This window comes from Natronorubrum amylolyticum (genome assembly GCF_052040145.1).
GTDB lineage: Archaea > Halobacteriota > Halobacteria > Halobacteriales > Natrialbaceae > Natronorubrum.
This window is the reverse complement of record NZ_JBPPFW010000001.1, coordinates 654961-668051: the sequence shown is the minus strand read 5'-3', so window position 1 is coordinate 668051 and position 13091 is coordinate 654961. Positions and strand designations below refer to the sequence as shown.

The 13091-nt window shown below is 63.9% G+C and carries 17 protein-coding genes; 10 read left to right on the top strand and 7 right to left on the bottom strand.

Annotation, left to right across the window (positions count from 1 at the left end; translation table 11 throughout):
- Positions 1-24: 24 nt before the first annotated feature.
- A complete protein-coding gene (locus ACSFDB_RS03355) occupies positions 25-507 on the top strand; it encodes a pyridoxamine 5'-phosphate oxidase family protein (RefSeq protein ID WP_440769621.1) in 483 nt (160 codons plus the stop codon).
- Between the two features lie 70 nt (positions 508-577).
- Here the strand turns inward: ACSFDB_RS03355 and ACSFDB_RS03350 are convergent, their stop codons facing one another.
- Together ACSFDB_RS03350 and ACSFDB_RS03345 are read right to left on the bottom strand one after the other, a co-directional pair.
- Positions 578-1030 carry a universal stress protein gene (locus tag ACSFDB_RS03350; protein ID WP_440769620.1) on the bottom strand — a complete coding sequence of 151 codons (453 nt, stop codon included), beginning with the start codon at positions 1028-1030 and terminating at the stop codon, positions 578-580.
- A 107-nt stretch (positions 1031-1137) separates the two neighbouring features.
- The gene (locus tag ACSFDB_RS03345) at positions 1138-1635 is read right to left on the bottom strand and encodes a universal stress protein (RefSeq protein ID WP_440769619.1); all 498 of its coding nucleotides are present in this window, start codon (positions 1633-1635) and stop codon (positions 1138-1140) included.
- Positions 1636-2006: 371 nt separating this feature from the next.
- On the opposite strand from ACSFDB_RS03345, the gene ACSFDB_RS03340 reads away from it, so the two are divergent.
- The 3 genes from ACSFDB_RS03340 (at position 2007) to ACSFDB_RS03330 (ending at position 3584) form a co-directional block, all read left to right on the top strand.
- On the top strand, positions 2007-2426 hold the full coding sequence (locus ACSFDB_RS03340) for a universal stress protein (protein WP_440769618.1): 420 nt from the start codon (positions 2007-2009) through the stop codon (positions 2424-2426).
- A gap of 173 nt (positions 2427-2599) precedes the next feature.
- Complete coding sequence (locus ACSFDB_RS03335) at positions 2600-3064, top strand: universal stress protein (RefSeq protein WP_440769617.1); 465 nt, start codon at positions 2600-2602, stop codon at positions 3062-3064.
- A 91-nt stretch (positions 3065-3155) separates the two neighbouring features.
- Entirely contained in the window at positions 3156-3584 is a 429-nt protein-coding gene (locus ACSFDB_RS03330; RefSeq protein WP_440769616.1) for a universal stress protein, read from the top strand.
- Positions 3585-3604: 20 nt separating this feature from the next.
- On the opposite strand, the gene ACSFDB_RS03325 is transcribed toward ACSFDB_RS03330, so the two are convergent.
- The 3 genes from ACSFDB_RS03325 to ACSFDB_RS03315 all read right to left on the bottom strand — a co-directional run bounded on the left by ACSFDB_RS03325 (position 3605) and on the right by ACSFDB_RS03315 (position 5570).
- On the bottom strand, positions 3605-4066 hold the full coding sequence (locus ACSFDB_RS03325; RefSeq protein ID WP_440769615.1) for a universal stress protein: 462 nt from the start codon (positions 4064-4066) through the stop codon (positions 3605-3607).
- Positions 4067-4298: 232 nt separating this feature from the next.
- Positions 4299-4736, bottom strand: coding sequence for a universal stress protein (locus ACSFDB_RS03320; protein WP_440769614.1), 438 nt, complete (start codon positions 4734-4736; stop codon positions 4299-4301).
- A gap of 81 nt (positions 4737-4817) precedes the next feature.
- A complete protein-coding gene (locus ACSFDB_RS03315; RefSeq protein ID WP_440769613.1) occupies positions 4818-5570 on the bottom strand; it encodes a sugar phosphate isomerase/epimerase family protein in 753 nt (250 codons plus the stop codon).
- A gap of 224 nt (positions 5571-5794) precedes the next feature.
- On the opposite strand from ACSFDB_RS03315, the gene ACSFDB_RS03310 reads away from it, so the two are divergent.
- From ACSFDB_RS03310 to ACSFDB_RS03295, 4 genes are all read left to right on the top strand, one after another.
- Positions 5795-6523 carry a hypothetical protein gene (locus ACSFDB_RS03310; protein WP_440769612.1) on the top strand — a complete coding sequence of 243 codons (729 nt, stop codon included), beginning with the start codon at positions 5795-5797 and terminating at the stop codon, positions 6521-6523.
- Positions 6524-6597: 74 nt separating this feature from the next.
- Positions 6598-7581 carry a phosphomevalonate decarboxylase MvaD gene (gene mvaD / locus ACSFDB_RS03305; RefSeq protein WP_440769611.1) on the top strand — a complete coding sequence of 328 codons (984 nt, stop codon included), beginning with the start codon at positions 6598-6600 and terminating at the stop codon, positions 7579-7581.
- Positions 7582-7715: 134 nt separating this feature from the next.
- Positions 7716-9083, top strand: a complete 1368-nt coding sequence (locus ACSFDB_RS03300; protein WP_440769610.1) for an alpha/beta fold hydrolase — start codon at positions 7716-7718, stop codon at positions 9081-9083.
- A 16-nt stretch (positions 9084-9099) separates the two neighbouring features.
- Positions 9100-9888, top strand: coding sequence for an acetoacetate decarboxylase family protein (locus tag ACSFDB_RS03295; RefSeq protein ID WP_440769609.1), 789 nt, complete (start codon positions 9100-9102; stop codon positions 9886-9888).
- A gap of 62 nt (positions 9889-9950) precedes the next feature.
- Here ACSFDB_RS03295 and fen read toward each other — a convergent pair whose 3' ends face one another.
- Complete coding sequence (fen, locus tag ACSFDB_RS03290; RefSeq protein WP_440769608.1) at positions 9951-10928, bottom strand: flap endonuclease-1; 978 nt, start codon at positions 10926-10928, stop codon at positions 9951-9953.
- A 237-nt stretch (positions 10929-11165) separates the two neighbouring features.
- Complete coding sequence (locus ACSFDB_RS03285; protein ID WP_440769607.1) at positions 11166-11759, bottom strand: GNAT family N-acetyltransferase; 594 nt, start codon at positions 11757-11759, stop codon at positions 11166-11168.
- A 212-nt stretch (positions 11760-11971) separates the two neighbouring features.
- Here ACSFDB_RS03285 and ACSFDB_RS03280 point away from each other — a divergent pair, with 212 nt between their 5' ends.
- Positions 11972-12526 (top strand): hypothetical protein, encoded by a 555-nt coding sequence (locus tag ACSFDB_RS03280; protein WP_440769606.1) that lies wholly within the window; start codon positions 11972-11974, stop codon positions 12524-12526.
- Between the two features lie 189 nt (positions 12527-12715).
- Positions 12716-13084, top strand: coding sequence for a DUF7344 domain-containing protein (locus ACSFDB_RS03275; protein ID WP_440769605.1), 369 nt, complete (start codon positions 12716-12718; stop codon positions 13082-13084).
- The last annotated feature ends 7 nt before the right edge of the window (positions 13085-13091 follow it).

Genomic DNA, 13091 nt, shown 5'->3' with positions numbered 1-13091 from the left:
TGTACTCGAAGACGGTATCCGAAGATGTCGATCGACGAACTACAAGAGTACGGGCTGAGCGAGATGGACGATCGGGAGATCCGGCAGTTTCTCTCGAGTCAGAAGGTCGGCGTTCTCGGCCTTCCGAACGCGAGCGAGCCGTACTTGCTCCCGCTCTCGTTCGGGTACGATGGTGAGGAGCGACTCTATTTCACGTATCTGGTCGGGTCCAGTAGCCGAAAAGCGACGATGAGCGAGAAGACGGACACCGCGAGTTTCCTCGTCTATACGGTCGATACGATGTACAACTGGCAGAGCGTCCTCCTGACGGGGTCGCTCACCGACGTTCCCGAGACGGAGTGGGACGACCTCGAGGAGACGATGCGCGACGTGTGGCGGCCGAATCTCTTCGAAACGGCGTCGCTGTCAGGGGACGTCGCACTCTACGAGTTTCGGATCCGCGAGCAAACGGGCGTCAAACACCAGGGGCTGCCGCCCGCGTTCGAAGCCGGAGGCGAGTCCAACTGAGACTGTCGAACGCGGCTGGTGTGATCGTCGACTCCGCGATCCATAGATCCGTTCGCCTCCTCCCCGGGGATCACTCCTCGGAGACTGGCGTTTTGACGATCGTCACCGGACGCTCGGTCATGTGTGCGACCCGCTCGGCCACGCTTCCGAGCAATCGACGGTACTCGCCGGATCGGTGTTTCGATCCCAGAACCGTGAGTCCGACGTCCGCCTCGTCGGCGTACGCGAGAATCTCTTCGTGGGGGACGCCGTGGCGGATCTCGGTTTCGGTCGGAACGGCTGCTTCGCCGGTCCGATCGGCGATTTCATCGACCGCGTCGCGACCGGCCTGTTCGAGTGCCCGTTCGAGTCCTTCGAACTCGTGGACGTACTCGTCACCGGGATAGGAGCTGTACGCGTCGGCGTCGACGACGTACAGCACGTGCAGTTCGGCATCGTATCGAGTCGCCGCGTCGATGGCGTGGTCGATGGCCCGATCGACGCCGGGGCTCATGTCGGTTGGAAGGAGAATTCGGTCGTACATCGGGTGTCACTTTTCGGAATGTCGTGTTAAATCACGGGGGCGTCGGACCCGGACGCATCGACGAAGGCGATCGAGTGCCGGGTTTCGGTGGGGCGGAACGGCGTCGTTTACTCGTCCGATCCGGTCTCCCGATAGAACTCGTCGTGCGGCTCAACGGTCTCGAGTTTCGGGGGTGTCCGGTGGCGAACGACGAACACGTCGTAGGATTCCTCCGCGGCGATGTGAACGCCGACGCTCGTCAGCGGGGTGACGACGCGGCCGACGTTATCGCTCCCGAGGAAGACGACGCTCGGATCCTGTGCCAGCGCCAGTCGTTCGATGTAGTCTGCGATCCGTCGTTCGGGCGGAAACTCGCGAATTCGGTCGTACTCGAACGACGCGTCCGGTACGAGTTCCTCGACTCGCTTCCGAAGTCGCTCGACGGTCGCATCGACGTCGAACGATTCGTCGGCGTCGATCCACCCCTTCTCCCGCGCGTATCGTTTTCGCTCGGGGACGACGGTGACGGCCGTGACGCCTTCGTCCAGCGCGGTTCCGTACTCCGATGCTCTGACGAGGGCGGCTTCCGCGAGTGCCGACCCATCGAACGGAACGACGAACGTCATACGTGTCGCTCCACTCCCTGCCAAATAACTTCGAGGGGGGACTCGGCGTGAAACGGGTCGGTTCGCGGGATCGCTGCCGTCAGTCGGGTCGAGACACTCGAGTTCAGTCCAGGGAAGTCGGTCGGACCTTCGCGCCCTAATGGAGATCGCAAACCACCGTCGAACCGATTCGTCGAACGGTCGTGGTTCGAAGACGAGAAGCGAGTCCGCGGCGCGTACGGGTTTCGTTGCTTCGTTTGACGCCGGCGTCCATCCGTGTCTCTGCGGGCACCGTTGTCCAGCCCGACAGTTCGAGTTTCCGTCGGTTCCGGTGACGGTATGGGATTCGTCGAGATGAGAGTATTATACCCGATGCGGCCGTAGAAACGGCCATGAGCGATCGAATCCTGGTGCCGTACGACGGCTCACCACCGGCCAAGAAGGCACTCGAGTACGCGTTCGAGAAATTCACCGATCCCGACGTCACCGCCCTCTACGTCGTCCCGGTTCCGGACGGCTATCGGGAGGCGTTCGTGGAGACCGATGACAGGGTCCCCATTGCAGACGAAGAGGGCGGGCGAACGATTCTGGAGGAAGCCGCGGACATCGCCACGGAGAGGGGCCGCGAACTGACGACCGAACTCGACACCGGCGAACCGAATCACGTGATCGTCGAACGCGCGGAGAACGAGGAGTACGATACCATCGTCATCGGCAGTCACGGTCGGGCGGGCGTCTCACGACTCCTCCTTGGGAGCGTCGCGGAAAACGTCGTCCGTCGGGCGACGGTTCCCGTCGTCGTCGTTCGGTAATCGGCGTCGTCGACGGCGGGCGGACATCGATGCCGGCGAAGAGGCATCAGCCGGCCGCGAGTAACCACGGGTCGACGGCGAGTGGCGACCGCCGTCTCGAGCGACCGTTGCACCGACCGATCGGACGCGAACCGTTATTTACTATCGACCACACGTTTGAGCTACGACTACTGATGTCCGTAGACGACCACGTTGCGCCGATCCGATCGATTCTCGTCGCGACCGACGGCAGCGCCACAGCTGGGCAGGCGCTCGGCCGCGCAGTACAACTCGCCGAGCAAACCGGTGCATCGGTTCACGTGCTTGCTGTCGTCGATACGACGACGAATCCGATGCACTTCGGTGTCGACGACGTGGACGAACTTCAGCGGACGAAGCAACGACTCGTCGACGATCTCGTCGCGACCGTCGGGGAGCGCGACGTCGAGATTCAGGGCGCGATCCGTCGCGGCCGCCCCGCCAAAGCGATCCTCGCGTACGCGGACGAACATGCGGTCGACATGCTCGTCGTCGGCCGGACGGGACGGAGCCGAGTCGCCGATATGCTCCTCGGGAGCACGACCGATCGGTTGGTTCGAGAGACATCGGTTCCGGTCGTCGTCGTTCCGGCTGGCGACACCGACGGCGGAACCGAGTAGCTCGATCGCCGAAGCAAGACGTTCCCGCTCGGCAAGTCGGACTCCGTCGCGTGGGTTTACAACGCTCTTCGACCAACTACGAGCGATCAGGATGTCCAGATCGATTCTCGTCCCCCACGACGGCTCGGCGCACGCACAGACGGCATTCCAGTACGCACTCGAGACCTTCCCGGACGCGCGGATCGTCCTCTTTCACGCGATCGACCCGTTCGAACTGAAACCCAACGCGGAGGACCAACTGCCGCCGTTGTCCGAAGCCTGGCTCGACGAACAGCGGTCCGAAGCGACCGAACTGTTCGACGACGCGCGCGCTGGGACCGACGAAGGGACTACCGCGGTCGAAACCGACACCGCGTTCGGCTCGCCGGCACAGACGATCGTCGCCTACGCCGCGGACGGCGATTTCGATGGGATCGTCATGGGGAACCGCGGACGGAGCAGCGTCCCCCAACTACGGCTCGGAAGTACCGCGGAACTCGTCGTCAGACGCGCGGACGTTCCGGTCACCGTCGTTCGGTGACCCTGTCCCTGATTCGACGACTATCGAGCGGACTCGTCGCGCACGACGGTGACGGTGACCGGCGATCGACGGACGACCATTTCGGCGACGCTCCCGAGCAACAGTCGGGTCGGACCCGTTCTGCCGTGGCTACCGATGACGATGCCGCCGATCTCGTTTTCGTCGGCGTAATCGACGATCTCGCGCGCGGGTTCGCCGCTCGCGGTCTCGGTCGACACCTCCGCGTCGTACTCGGCGGCCAGCTCGCGAACCTCGTCGAAGATTCGCTCCTCTTCCTCGCGCGCTCGCTCGTACCACTCGTCGGAGCCGCGTGGCGGTTCATTCCGAACGTCGACATCGATCGCCGAACTGTACCCTGGATCCATCGGATCGAGCACGTGAATCGCGACGATCGGTGCATCGGGATACTCCTCGAGCGCGTACTCGAGTGCGCGTCTGGACATCGGCGATCCGTCGACCGGAACGAGTAGTTGACGAGACATCGATCGTTCCTTCCCCGCGGCGTCTCAAAAGACTATTAGGCAATGCTGGCGACCGTTCAGCGAAACGCACCGTTCAAATACAACTCTCCTCCTCGCTCTCGGCGATCGGTCTTCACCCCTCTCACCGTTGTCTCGGCTAGCGGTGTGTTCTCCACGCGGAGTCCACGCACTCGTCACGAGTTCGATCGCGAACCGAACAGCGCGTTCCTGCAGACACGGGTAACCACCGCCGTTATCGGACGATCGTGACCGGAACCGACGCTCGACGAGTAACCGTCTCCGCGACGCTCCCGAGCAGGAGTCGCGACACGCCGCCTCGGCCGTGGCTTCCCATGACGATCTGATCGGCGTCGTGTTCCTCGGCGTACCGGACGATCGTTCGCGCCGGCTGTCCAGTCTCGACTGCCGTCCCGAGGCCGGTTTCAGTAGTCTCGTCGTGCTCCTCGAAGCGGTTCCGGGCCCGGTCACAGACGGCTTCACCACGCTCGAGCGCCCGATCGAACGACCCTCCTTCGTAGTGAGCAGCTTCGGGCCCCGTGTAGATACCGTCGGCTGGATCGACGACGTACAGCACGGACACGTGCTCGCTGTCGTACCACTCGAGTGTGTATTCCAGCGCCTGCCATGCGAGATCCGACCCGTCGAGTGGGACCAGAACGTGTGTCGTCATATCGGAGCAGACGGTCGGAGAACCAATAGTTCACGTCGGTATTGCATCGAGATGTGGACTGACGGGCTCGACCGGCCGTGGTCACGAATCGGTCTCCAACACGTCCGTTACGCGCCGTGCGCTGTCGCACAGTAACGGGACGTCATCGGTGAAGACCTCGACCGCCACGGTTCCGTCGACCCCCTCGAGATGCGTCGCGACGATGTCGTAATCGATCTCGCCGGCGCCGATCGGGAGGTGCGTGTCGCCGCGGCTTCGAGCGTCGTGGACGTGCAGGTGCGAGACGAGATCGCCGTACTGCGAGAGGAATCGATCGACGCCGTCGTCGCCGTCTTCCATGTACGCGTGTCCCACGTCGAAACAGACGGCCGTTTCCGTCTCGCGAGCGAGATCGCCGAGGACTGTCAGCGGCAACCCGCGCTTCTGATGGCCGACGTTCTCGAGGACGAGTTCGACGCCGGCGTCAGCTGCAGCCGTCCCGACGGCGCGCAACTGCTCGGCGAAGACCGGTCGAAGATCGGTATCGTGTGGGTTTCGAGCGGTTCCGTGAAGGACTGCCTTTTCGGCACCGACCGACCCGGCCCACGAGAGGAGTCGGGTCAGATAGTCGACGATCGCGTCGTTGATCTCGGGAACCGGCGTCACGACAACTTGCTGGTAGGGGAGGTGGACGCAGAGGTCCGCGTCGGCGGCTAACAGTGCATCCTCGAGTCGGTCCGTCTCGATTTCGTCGGTATCGGTTCCTTCGCCGATCGATAGCTCGGCGAAATCGAATCCGTCGATCGTCGCCTCCAGTCGCTCGAGCGAGTCTCCGACGGTGAGCCCAACGTCCATACGAACTCATCGGTACCAATTCTCTTGATGGCTTCCCCGGTCGTCCGTGGGTGTCCTCCCCGCCACTCGACTCGATAGGTGCGTATTCCGAGAGATAACCAGTATTATTACTATTCAGTGACTGTTTCAAGTAACAGCTGTAGGCGTTACACTGACACCGATGGACTCGATACCGGTCCGTCACCGGGCCGTGCAGTGATCCGTGAGCGACCGACCCAACGACGATGCCATCAGAGAACGATTCTATGCCGCCGGACGAACCACCGAATCCGAATGGCGGTGACGTACTCGAGCCGCTACTGTCAGAACTCCGGGCGGGAACCGACGCCGATCGAGCGGCGCTTCGTCGCGCACTCGCGTTCGACGACACGGATTCCGCTGACGACGGGAGCGAGACTGACGGCGTCGGTACCGACGGGAGCGTACACGACGAAGCCGTCGACACCACACTCGCGGAGCTGCACGCCGACCTCGAGGCCACGAGGGACGAACTCGAGGCGGTACGGTCGGATATCGAGGACCTGAGAGCGACCGACGACGTCCTCCGCGGTCGCCTCGAGTCGACGCTCGAGCCCCGACTCGAGGAGGTTTCCCGTCGGCTCGCGGCTCTCGATTCCCAGCAGGTCGATCGCCGCTCCGAGGTGAGCGGCCTCCGGACCGACCTCGAGGCGACGAAAGACGAACTCGAGACGCGTCTCGAGGCCCACGAAGCGGCTCTCGACGCGCGAACGGACGAGCAATCGAAGCGAATCGACGACCTCAAAGCGAGACTCGAGCGCGAAGTAGTGTTGCTCCGGTCCGAACTGTCGACACGGATCGGCGACGTGAGCGAGGATCTCGAGGCGCTCGACGAGTCGGTGCCGGACGACGTCGATGCCCGACTCGAGGCGCTCGAGGCGGATCTCGAGAGACTCGAAGCGTGGCGTCGGTCCGTCGCGGAGCGCACCCGATAACGCAGCCGTCCCGATCTGTCGGTGATCGATCGGATGCCGTGAACTTTAAGCGGGCGTCATCCGCGTATCTGGGTATGAAAGCCACCGCCATGGCCCACCCGATTCAGGGGTTGGTCAAGTATCACGGAATGCGCGACGATATCGAGCGGCTTCCGTACCACGACAGCATCAGCCTCTGTACGGCCCCGAGCCACACGCGCACGACGGTCGAGTTCTCGATGGACTACGACGAGGACACGTTCGTCGTCGACGGCGAGGAACTCGACGGCCGGGCCGCCGAACGGGTCGAAGCCGTCGTCGAGAAGGCTCGCTCGAAGTCCGACGCCGCCCACACCGTCTACCCGGTCCGCCTCGAGAGCGAGAACAGTTTCCCCTCTAACGTCGGTCTCGGCTCCTCGTCTTCCGGTTTCGCGGCCGCCGCGATGGCACTCGCCGAAGCGGCCGAACTCGACGCCTCGCGCCAGGAGATTTCGACCATCGCCCGCGTCGGGTCGGCCTCGGCCGCGCGCGCCGTCACCGGCGCGTTCTCCCAGCTTCACACGGGGATGAACGACGAAGACTGTCGCTCCCGACGGATTCCGACGGATCTCCACGAGAACCTCAAGATCATCGTGGGACTCGTTCCGTACCACAAGGAGACCGAAGACGCCCACAACGAGGCCGCAGACAGCCACATGTTCCAGGCCCGCAACGCCCACATTCACGGCCAGATCGCCAAAATGCGCGATTACCTCCGGAACAACGACTTCGAGAACGCCTTCGAGATGGCCGAACACGACTCGCTCTCGCTCGCCGCGACCACGATGACCGGTCCCTCGGGCTGGGTCTACTGGCAGCCCGCGACCCTCGAAATCTTCAACCGCGTCCGTCAGCTCCGCGAGGAAGAGGATATCCCGGTCTACTTCTCGACGGACACCGGCGCCAGCGTCTACGTCAACACCACCGACGAGCACGCAGAGCGCGTCGAAGAGGAAATCTCGGACTGCGGCGTCTCGACCACCGTCTGGAACGTCGGCGGGCCCGCGAAACTGCTCGACGAAGAGAAGCACCTGTTCTAATCGCGCCGCGGGCCGTTCGATTTGATCGGGTTCGATACCGGACTGTGGGTTTATCAGGCCCCATGTGGGTAGTTACCATCCCTGACGCTGGCCGCGGGAGCAACTGACGGTACCGGCGTAGGGGGAGTACACGAATGACAACCGAAACACTAGCTAGCGAGGAATGGTGGAACGAGTACCGGACCGTCGTCAACGCCGATCCGGAGATGAAACTGCACGGCCGGGACGCATTCGACGACGATTTTTTGATCGGCATCGGCGAGGAGCACTTCCTCGTCGAGATGCAGAGTGGAGAAGTCCAGGACGTTCGAACGCCGGGGCTGGACGACGCGTGGTCGTTCGGCGTCGTTGGTCCGCGCGAGGCGTGGGAGGAGTTCGTCAGCGAGGTGCCACAGCCACACCACAACGAGGTGTTCGCCTCCTTCTACCGGACCGCGGTCAAGGGCGAGGAGGGGTACTTCGACCTCGTCGGGAATCACAAAGCCATCTTTCAGAACTTCCGGCCGTTCCAGCGCGCGCTGGATTTGATGCGGACGGCTCACAACGGCGAAGAGCCGCGGACGGAAGGCACCAATCGCCCCGCTGAGGCGACGGACGAACCGATCGACGGACAGTACGTCACCGTCGATCTCGAGGGTGTAGATCACCGTATTTACTACGAGGCGGCCGGGCCCGAAGACGGGATTCCCCTGCTCTGTCAGCACACGGCTGGGTGTAACAATCAACAGTGGCGGCACGTGTTGAACGACGACGAGATCACTGAACAGTTCCGCGTGATCGCCTACGACTTACCGCGACACGGAAAATCGGTTCCACCGTCGGGCGAATCGTGGTGGACCGAGCAGTACGATCTCACCGGCGAGCGATTCGCGGAGACGATCGTCTCTATCGCCGACGCGCTCGACCTCGAGGACCCCGTGTTCATCGGGTCGAGTATGGGCGGAACGATCACGCTCGAACTCGGGGACTGGTATCCGGAGCGGTTCCGGGCCCTCATCGGGCTCGAGGTTGGGCTGTTTACGCCCGGATTCTACATCCAGTGGCTCGACCACCCACACGTCAATGCGAACGACGTCAACTCGCACGCGACGTGGGGACTGATGGCGCCCCACGGCCCGGAGTGGGCTCGGCGAGAAACGCTCTATCTGTACGAGCAGGGCGCCAACGGCGTCCTCAAGGGGGATCTCCACTACTACTCCGCGGATCACGACTACAGTGATTCCGCCGACGATATCGACGCCGAGCAGGTTCGCATGTACCTGCTCAACGGCGAGTACGATTACCTGACGAACCCCGACGACGCCCGAGAAGCCGCCGACGCGATCGGCGAGGGGGCGACGGCTCACGAGATGAAAGCCACCGGCCACTTCCCGATGAGCGAGCGACCCGAACTGTTCCGCGCCTATCTGAAGCCGGTGCTCGAGGATATTCGCGGCGTCCGAGATGACCCGCTTCCCGACGTCCTCGCACCCGAGGACGTCGGCGTCGAGGCGAACAAGTGACTCCCGATCGATATTCATGACCGACAATCGATTCGACCCCGAGACGTACGCCGGCATGCCGCCCGGAACTGCCGTTCCGTCGCCGCAGTTAATCAAGAACGCGCGAATGCTCATCATCGGCTACGAGGCCGACCCCGAGGTGCTCGACTCCGTTCTGCCGCCCGGACTCGAGCGCCACCCGAACAACCTCGTCCAGATGAACATGTACCGGGTGCCGTCGACGACCCAGACGAGCCACCTCGAGCCGTACACGCTGACCTACCTGACGGTCGAGATAGCGGATCGCGACAGCACCGCGATCAGCGAAGCACAGGGAGAGATGCCGGTCCCCGGCCGCTTCTGGGTCGGGTACTGGAACGATTCGCCGCAGATGCAGGCGTACACCCGAGAGCGTAGCGGGATTCCGACGCAGGCCGGCACGTGTGCGTGGGAGGAGGACGACGGCGAGTTGGTCTCGACGCTGTCCGTCGACGGCGACCCCGTCATCGAAGCCGAAGCCACCGTCGGTGACGATCAGATCGACACGCTCACCGGCCACCTCCACTACTACGCCCACCGCCAGCTCCCGGAGCCGGCGGGTGGACGGGCGCAGATCAGCGAACTCCTCGAGTTCCCGCTGCCGTTCGTCAGCGAACTGTACGAGGCCGAGGTCGAGGCAGTCGAGTTCGACTTCCCCGAGGGATCGCGGTACCAGCAGTTTGCCCCGGTCGAACCGCTGTCGACACCGTCGGTGTTACACGGAACGGTCACGTTCACCTACCCGCAGGCCCGTCGGGTTCGGGATTACCTCGCCGAAGACACGTAGCAACGCGGTTCGCGGACGGTCATCTTCGGACCGTTTTTTGCTCGAGCCGAACCGATGTCGGATCACGTCCAGCGGTCCAGCCCCGTCTGCGTGACTCCCTCCTCGATCCGCTCGAACCCGCGTGCAACCTCGTCGGCGTCGACCGCCCACTCCTCGCAGACGTAGGCCCTCGCGGCCTCGAGGTCCGGATCGAGCGACGTCTCGAACTCGTAGTCGTCGGTCACGTTCGGGTCGCGAAACAGCTGGCGGACGCGGTCGCCGTATTCGACGTGTGCTCCGCGGGCCTCGAGGACGCTCCAGAGATCCCCGTGCTCGGTGATCGCCTTGATCGCCGTCTTGGGACCGATCCCCGAGACGCCCTCGTTGAAGTCCGTCCCGATGAGGATCGCTGCATCGATGAGCTGCTCGAGGGTCAGCTCGTGGTGGGCGAGCGTGGCCTCGAGATCCATCAGTTCCGGATCGCCCTTGCTCGTGAGTTGACGCAACGTGAGCGGCGAGCCGAAGAGCAGGGCGTCGTAGTCCTCCGAACCGACGTAGTCAGCGTCGCCACGTTTGACCATGTGCGCCGCTTGCGCCTCGCCCTCCGCAGGGGCTTCGACGATCGGGACGTCGAGCAGTCGAAGGAGTTCGCGACTGGTCTCCTGAATCGTCGGCGTCAGCCGTTGGGTGCGGGACTCGAGTTGGGCGATCGCAACCTGGTCGCCCTCCTCGCGGGCGGTCTCGAGTTGCTCTTCGTACGTTCGGCGTTGTTCGCGACGCGACTCGATCTCGTCGTCTTTGAGCTCCGAGGGACCGCCGTCGAACACCATCACCGGGACGATATCGTTCTCGAAGAACTTGGGCAGGCCCTGGACGATGCCGATGAGGTTGGCGACCTCGGTGCCGTCTGCGGTCGTGTACTTCCCGCTGTTGGTCCACTTGACGGTCGTCGTCAGGTATCGGTAGAGCCAGTTGTGCGCGTCGACGGCGACGACACCCTCGATATCGTCGAAGGGGATTTCCTCGATGACGGCGATATCCCGAAGTGCAGCGTTTCCCATTAGCGGTTCCTTGGGCGGACTGGGATTTGTATCATTGGCTTCCAGTCGTCGCTCCTCGAGACCGACCTGGCGGAAGGGTGCCGCCCGGAGACAGCGATCGTGGCAACGGTGAGTGCCACGTCCTCCCCAACCGACTCGCTCACGGCCGCGGGCCGTTCGCTCATCCCTCGCGAGTTTCGGCGCGTCTCGCTCCTCGCTCGCCGCGCCGACGCGCGCCGACGACCGATCGAACCGCGCTTAGCCGCGGGACTCGAGGCCGGGTGGCTCACTGTCACGCCGAGACTCGAGGAACTGCCCTTCGGCGTCACTCAGATCGCGGTTTCGGAACTCCTCGAGACCGGCCTGATACCGTTCGAACTCGCTCGATTCGTCGCTCGGGATGGGATACTCGAGGACCAGTTCAGCGATACCGGTCGTCTTTCCCGTGTACGCGAACCCGGTTCGGTAGAGCGCCTCGTATGCGAAGGGGTTGTTGACCGCGATCCGGAGTCGCTCGTAGCCGCGCTCGAGCGCACGGTCGCGGACGAGCGCGAGGAGTTCCGGACCGATCCCCTCGCCGCGCCGGTTGCGCTCGACGGTCACGTAGCGCAGCCAGAGGGTCCGTTCGTCGGTGCGGTCCTCGTTAAACGCGACGGCCGCGACGATCGGCGTGTCGACGACGGAGCCGTCGATTTCGGCAGCCGTTGCGGTTTCGTCGAGAGCGGCGTTCGGATCCCAAGCCACGGCCTTCCCGGTGTTCGTCATGACGAACTTCCCAGCGTAGCTGAAGCGCTCGTAGTCGAGCCGAAGTTTGGGACCGTCGGGCGGCCAACCGAGTAGTTCGTACTCCACACTGTGACCGTTCGCGCGCAACACACTAAGATCGGGGGTATTGACCCGCGTTCGAGCGACTGTCGTCCCGATACTCGAGCGGTCGGCCTCGGCGTTGCACTCGCGGTCGTCGCCTCGAACCACCCGAATTCCCCGGCCGTGATCGAGGTGGTGCCCCGGAGGTTGTAGTTGCCAGTCGAACCCTTTTCCAGACGCTCGTGGTATCCGGGGGTGTGAGTACAGAGTCCGATAACGCGACGGCATTTGGTATTAGCGGGGCCAGCGGCTGGTTGGTCGGTGGCGCACTCGGCGGCGCGATCGGTGCCGCCGCGTTCGGGGTCCTCATGTGGGTTCTCGACCCCGCGATCGTCGAGGTCGCGATCCCCTCGATCTACGGGCTCGAACCCGTCGGACTCGTCGGCTGGGGAGTCCACGTTGTTCACGGAATCGGTCTCGGACTGGTGTTCGGCCTCCTCGTCACCCGTGATCCGATCCTCGGAATCCTGTTGACGGACGTCGAAACGGACGCCGTCTCCGGGGTCGGCGCGATGGCCCGGATCGTCGGCGCGGGGTTCGTCTTCGGACTTGCCCTCTGGGCGATACTCCCGCTCCTCGTCCTCCCCGTCTGGGCCGACGCCGCGGGCGGTGGCGGCGCGATCGGCGACTTTCCGACGGCCGCGATCGAGAGTCTCCTCGGGCACCTCCTGTTCGGAACCGTCCTCGGCGCGGTCTTCGCCGCGACCGTCGATTTACACGGTCGCTCCTCCGACCGGCCGCTCGAGGACTGACGCGGCACGGTTCAGCCGATGGGGGTTCTGATAATCGAGTCGACTACCTCCCGTTCAAATCGTCCACCGTTCGATCTCCGTTCGAACCGACGGTCGGTGCTCGATCGATTGCCGCGACGCAGCGGCCTGTTCTGACCGGCGAGTGAAGGCGAAAGACTCCCGTCGCTATCGGTACTACTAGCGGCGAGGATGGATCCCCTACAGCCGCCGTCGACCGGGCCGGAAACGAGCCCGGACGTGCTCGACAACGCGTTTCTGGCGCTTCGAGACCGGACGCGTCGGTACGTCTGTTACTTCCTGCTCGAGCACGAGACGGCCTCGTTGTCGGAAATCGCCGACGTCGTCACCGGTTGGATCTACGCGACGGAGGGCGGGATCGTCGAACCGCAGTGTCGGACCAACCAGTACTCGAACCTCGTACACACCCACGTGCCGCGGCTCGTCGAAACCGGCGTGGTACGACACGATGCGGAGGCGGAGACCCTCTCGCTGGACCCCTGTCCCGAACCGGTTCGCGACGTAGTCGCTCGCGCCTGCGAGGCCGAAACCGGTATGTGATACTGGA

Bases quoted from the DNA above. Each gene is read 5' to 3' on its own strand.
- ACSFDB_RS03350 (WP_440769620.1), bottom strand. From the start codon at position 1,030: ATGTACGACCGAATTCTCCTTCCAACCGACATGAGCCCCGGCGTCGAT.
- ACSFDB_RS03325 (WP_440769615.1), bottom strand. From the start codon at position 4,066: ATGTCTCGTCAACTACTCGTTCCGGTCGACGGATCGCCGATGTCCAGA.
- ACSFDB_RS03330 (WP_440769616.1), top strand. From the start codon at position 3,156: ATGTCCAGATCGATTCTCGTCCCCCACGACGGCTCGGCGCACGCACAG.
- ACSFDB_RS03335 (WP_440769617.1), top strand. From the start codon at position 2,600: ATGTCCGTAGACGACCACGTTGCGCCGATCCGATCGATTCTCGTCGCG.
- ACSFDB_RS03310 (WP_440769612.1), top strand. From the start codon at position 5,795: ATGCCATCAGAGAACGATTCTATGCCGCCGGACGAACCACCGAATCCG.
- ACSFDB_RS03320 (WP_440769614.1), bottom strand. From the start codon at position 4,736: ATGACGACACACGTTCTGGTCCCACTCGACGGGTCGGATCTCGCATGG.
- fen (WP_440769608.1), bottom strand. From the start codon at position 10,928: ATGGGAAACGCTGCACTTCGGGATATCGCCGTCATCGAGGAAATCCCC.
- ACSFDB_RS03345 (WP_440769619.1), bottom strand. From the start codon at position 1,635: ATGACGTTCGTCGTTCCGTTCGATGGGTCGGCACTCGCGGAAGCCGCC.
- ACSFDB_RS03300 (WP_440769610.1), top strand. From the start codon at position 7,716: ATGACAACCGAAACACTAGCTAGCGAGGAATGGTGGAACGAGTACCGG.
- mvaD (WP_440769611.1), top strand. From the start codon at position 6,598: ATGAAAGCCACCGCCATGGCCCACCCGATTCAGGGGTTGGTCAAGTAT.
- ACSFDB_RS03295 (WP_440769609.1), top strand. From the start codon at position 9,100: ATGACCGACAATCGATTCGACCCCGAGACGTACGCCGGCATGCCGCCC.
- ACSFDB_RS03275 (WP_440769605.1), top strand. From the start codon at position 12,716: ATGGATCCCCTACAGCCGCCGTCGACCGGGCCGGAAACGAGCCCGGAC.
- ACSFDB_RS03340 (WP_440769618.1), top strand. From the start codon at position 2,007: ATGAGCGATCGAATCCTGGTGCCGTACGACGGCTCACCACCGGCCAAG.
- ACSFDB_RS03355 (WP_440769621.1), top strand. From the start codon at position 25: ATGTCGATCGACGAACTACAAGAGTACGGGCTGAGCGAGATGGACGAT.
- ACSFDB_RS03315 (WP_440769613.1), bottom strand. From the start codon at position 5,570: ATGGACGTTGGGCTCACCGTCGGAGACTCGCTCGAGCGACTGGAGGCG.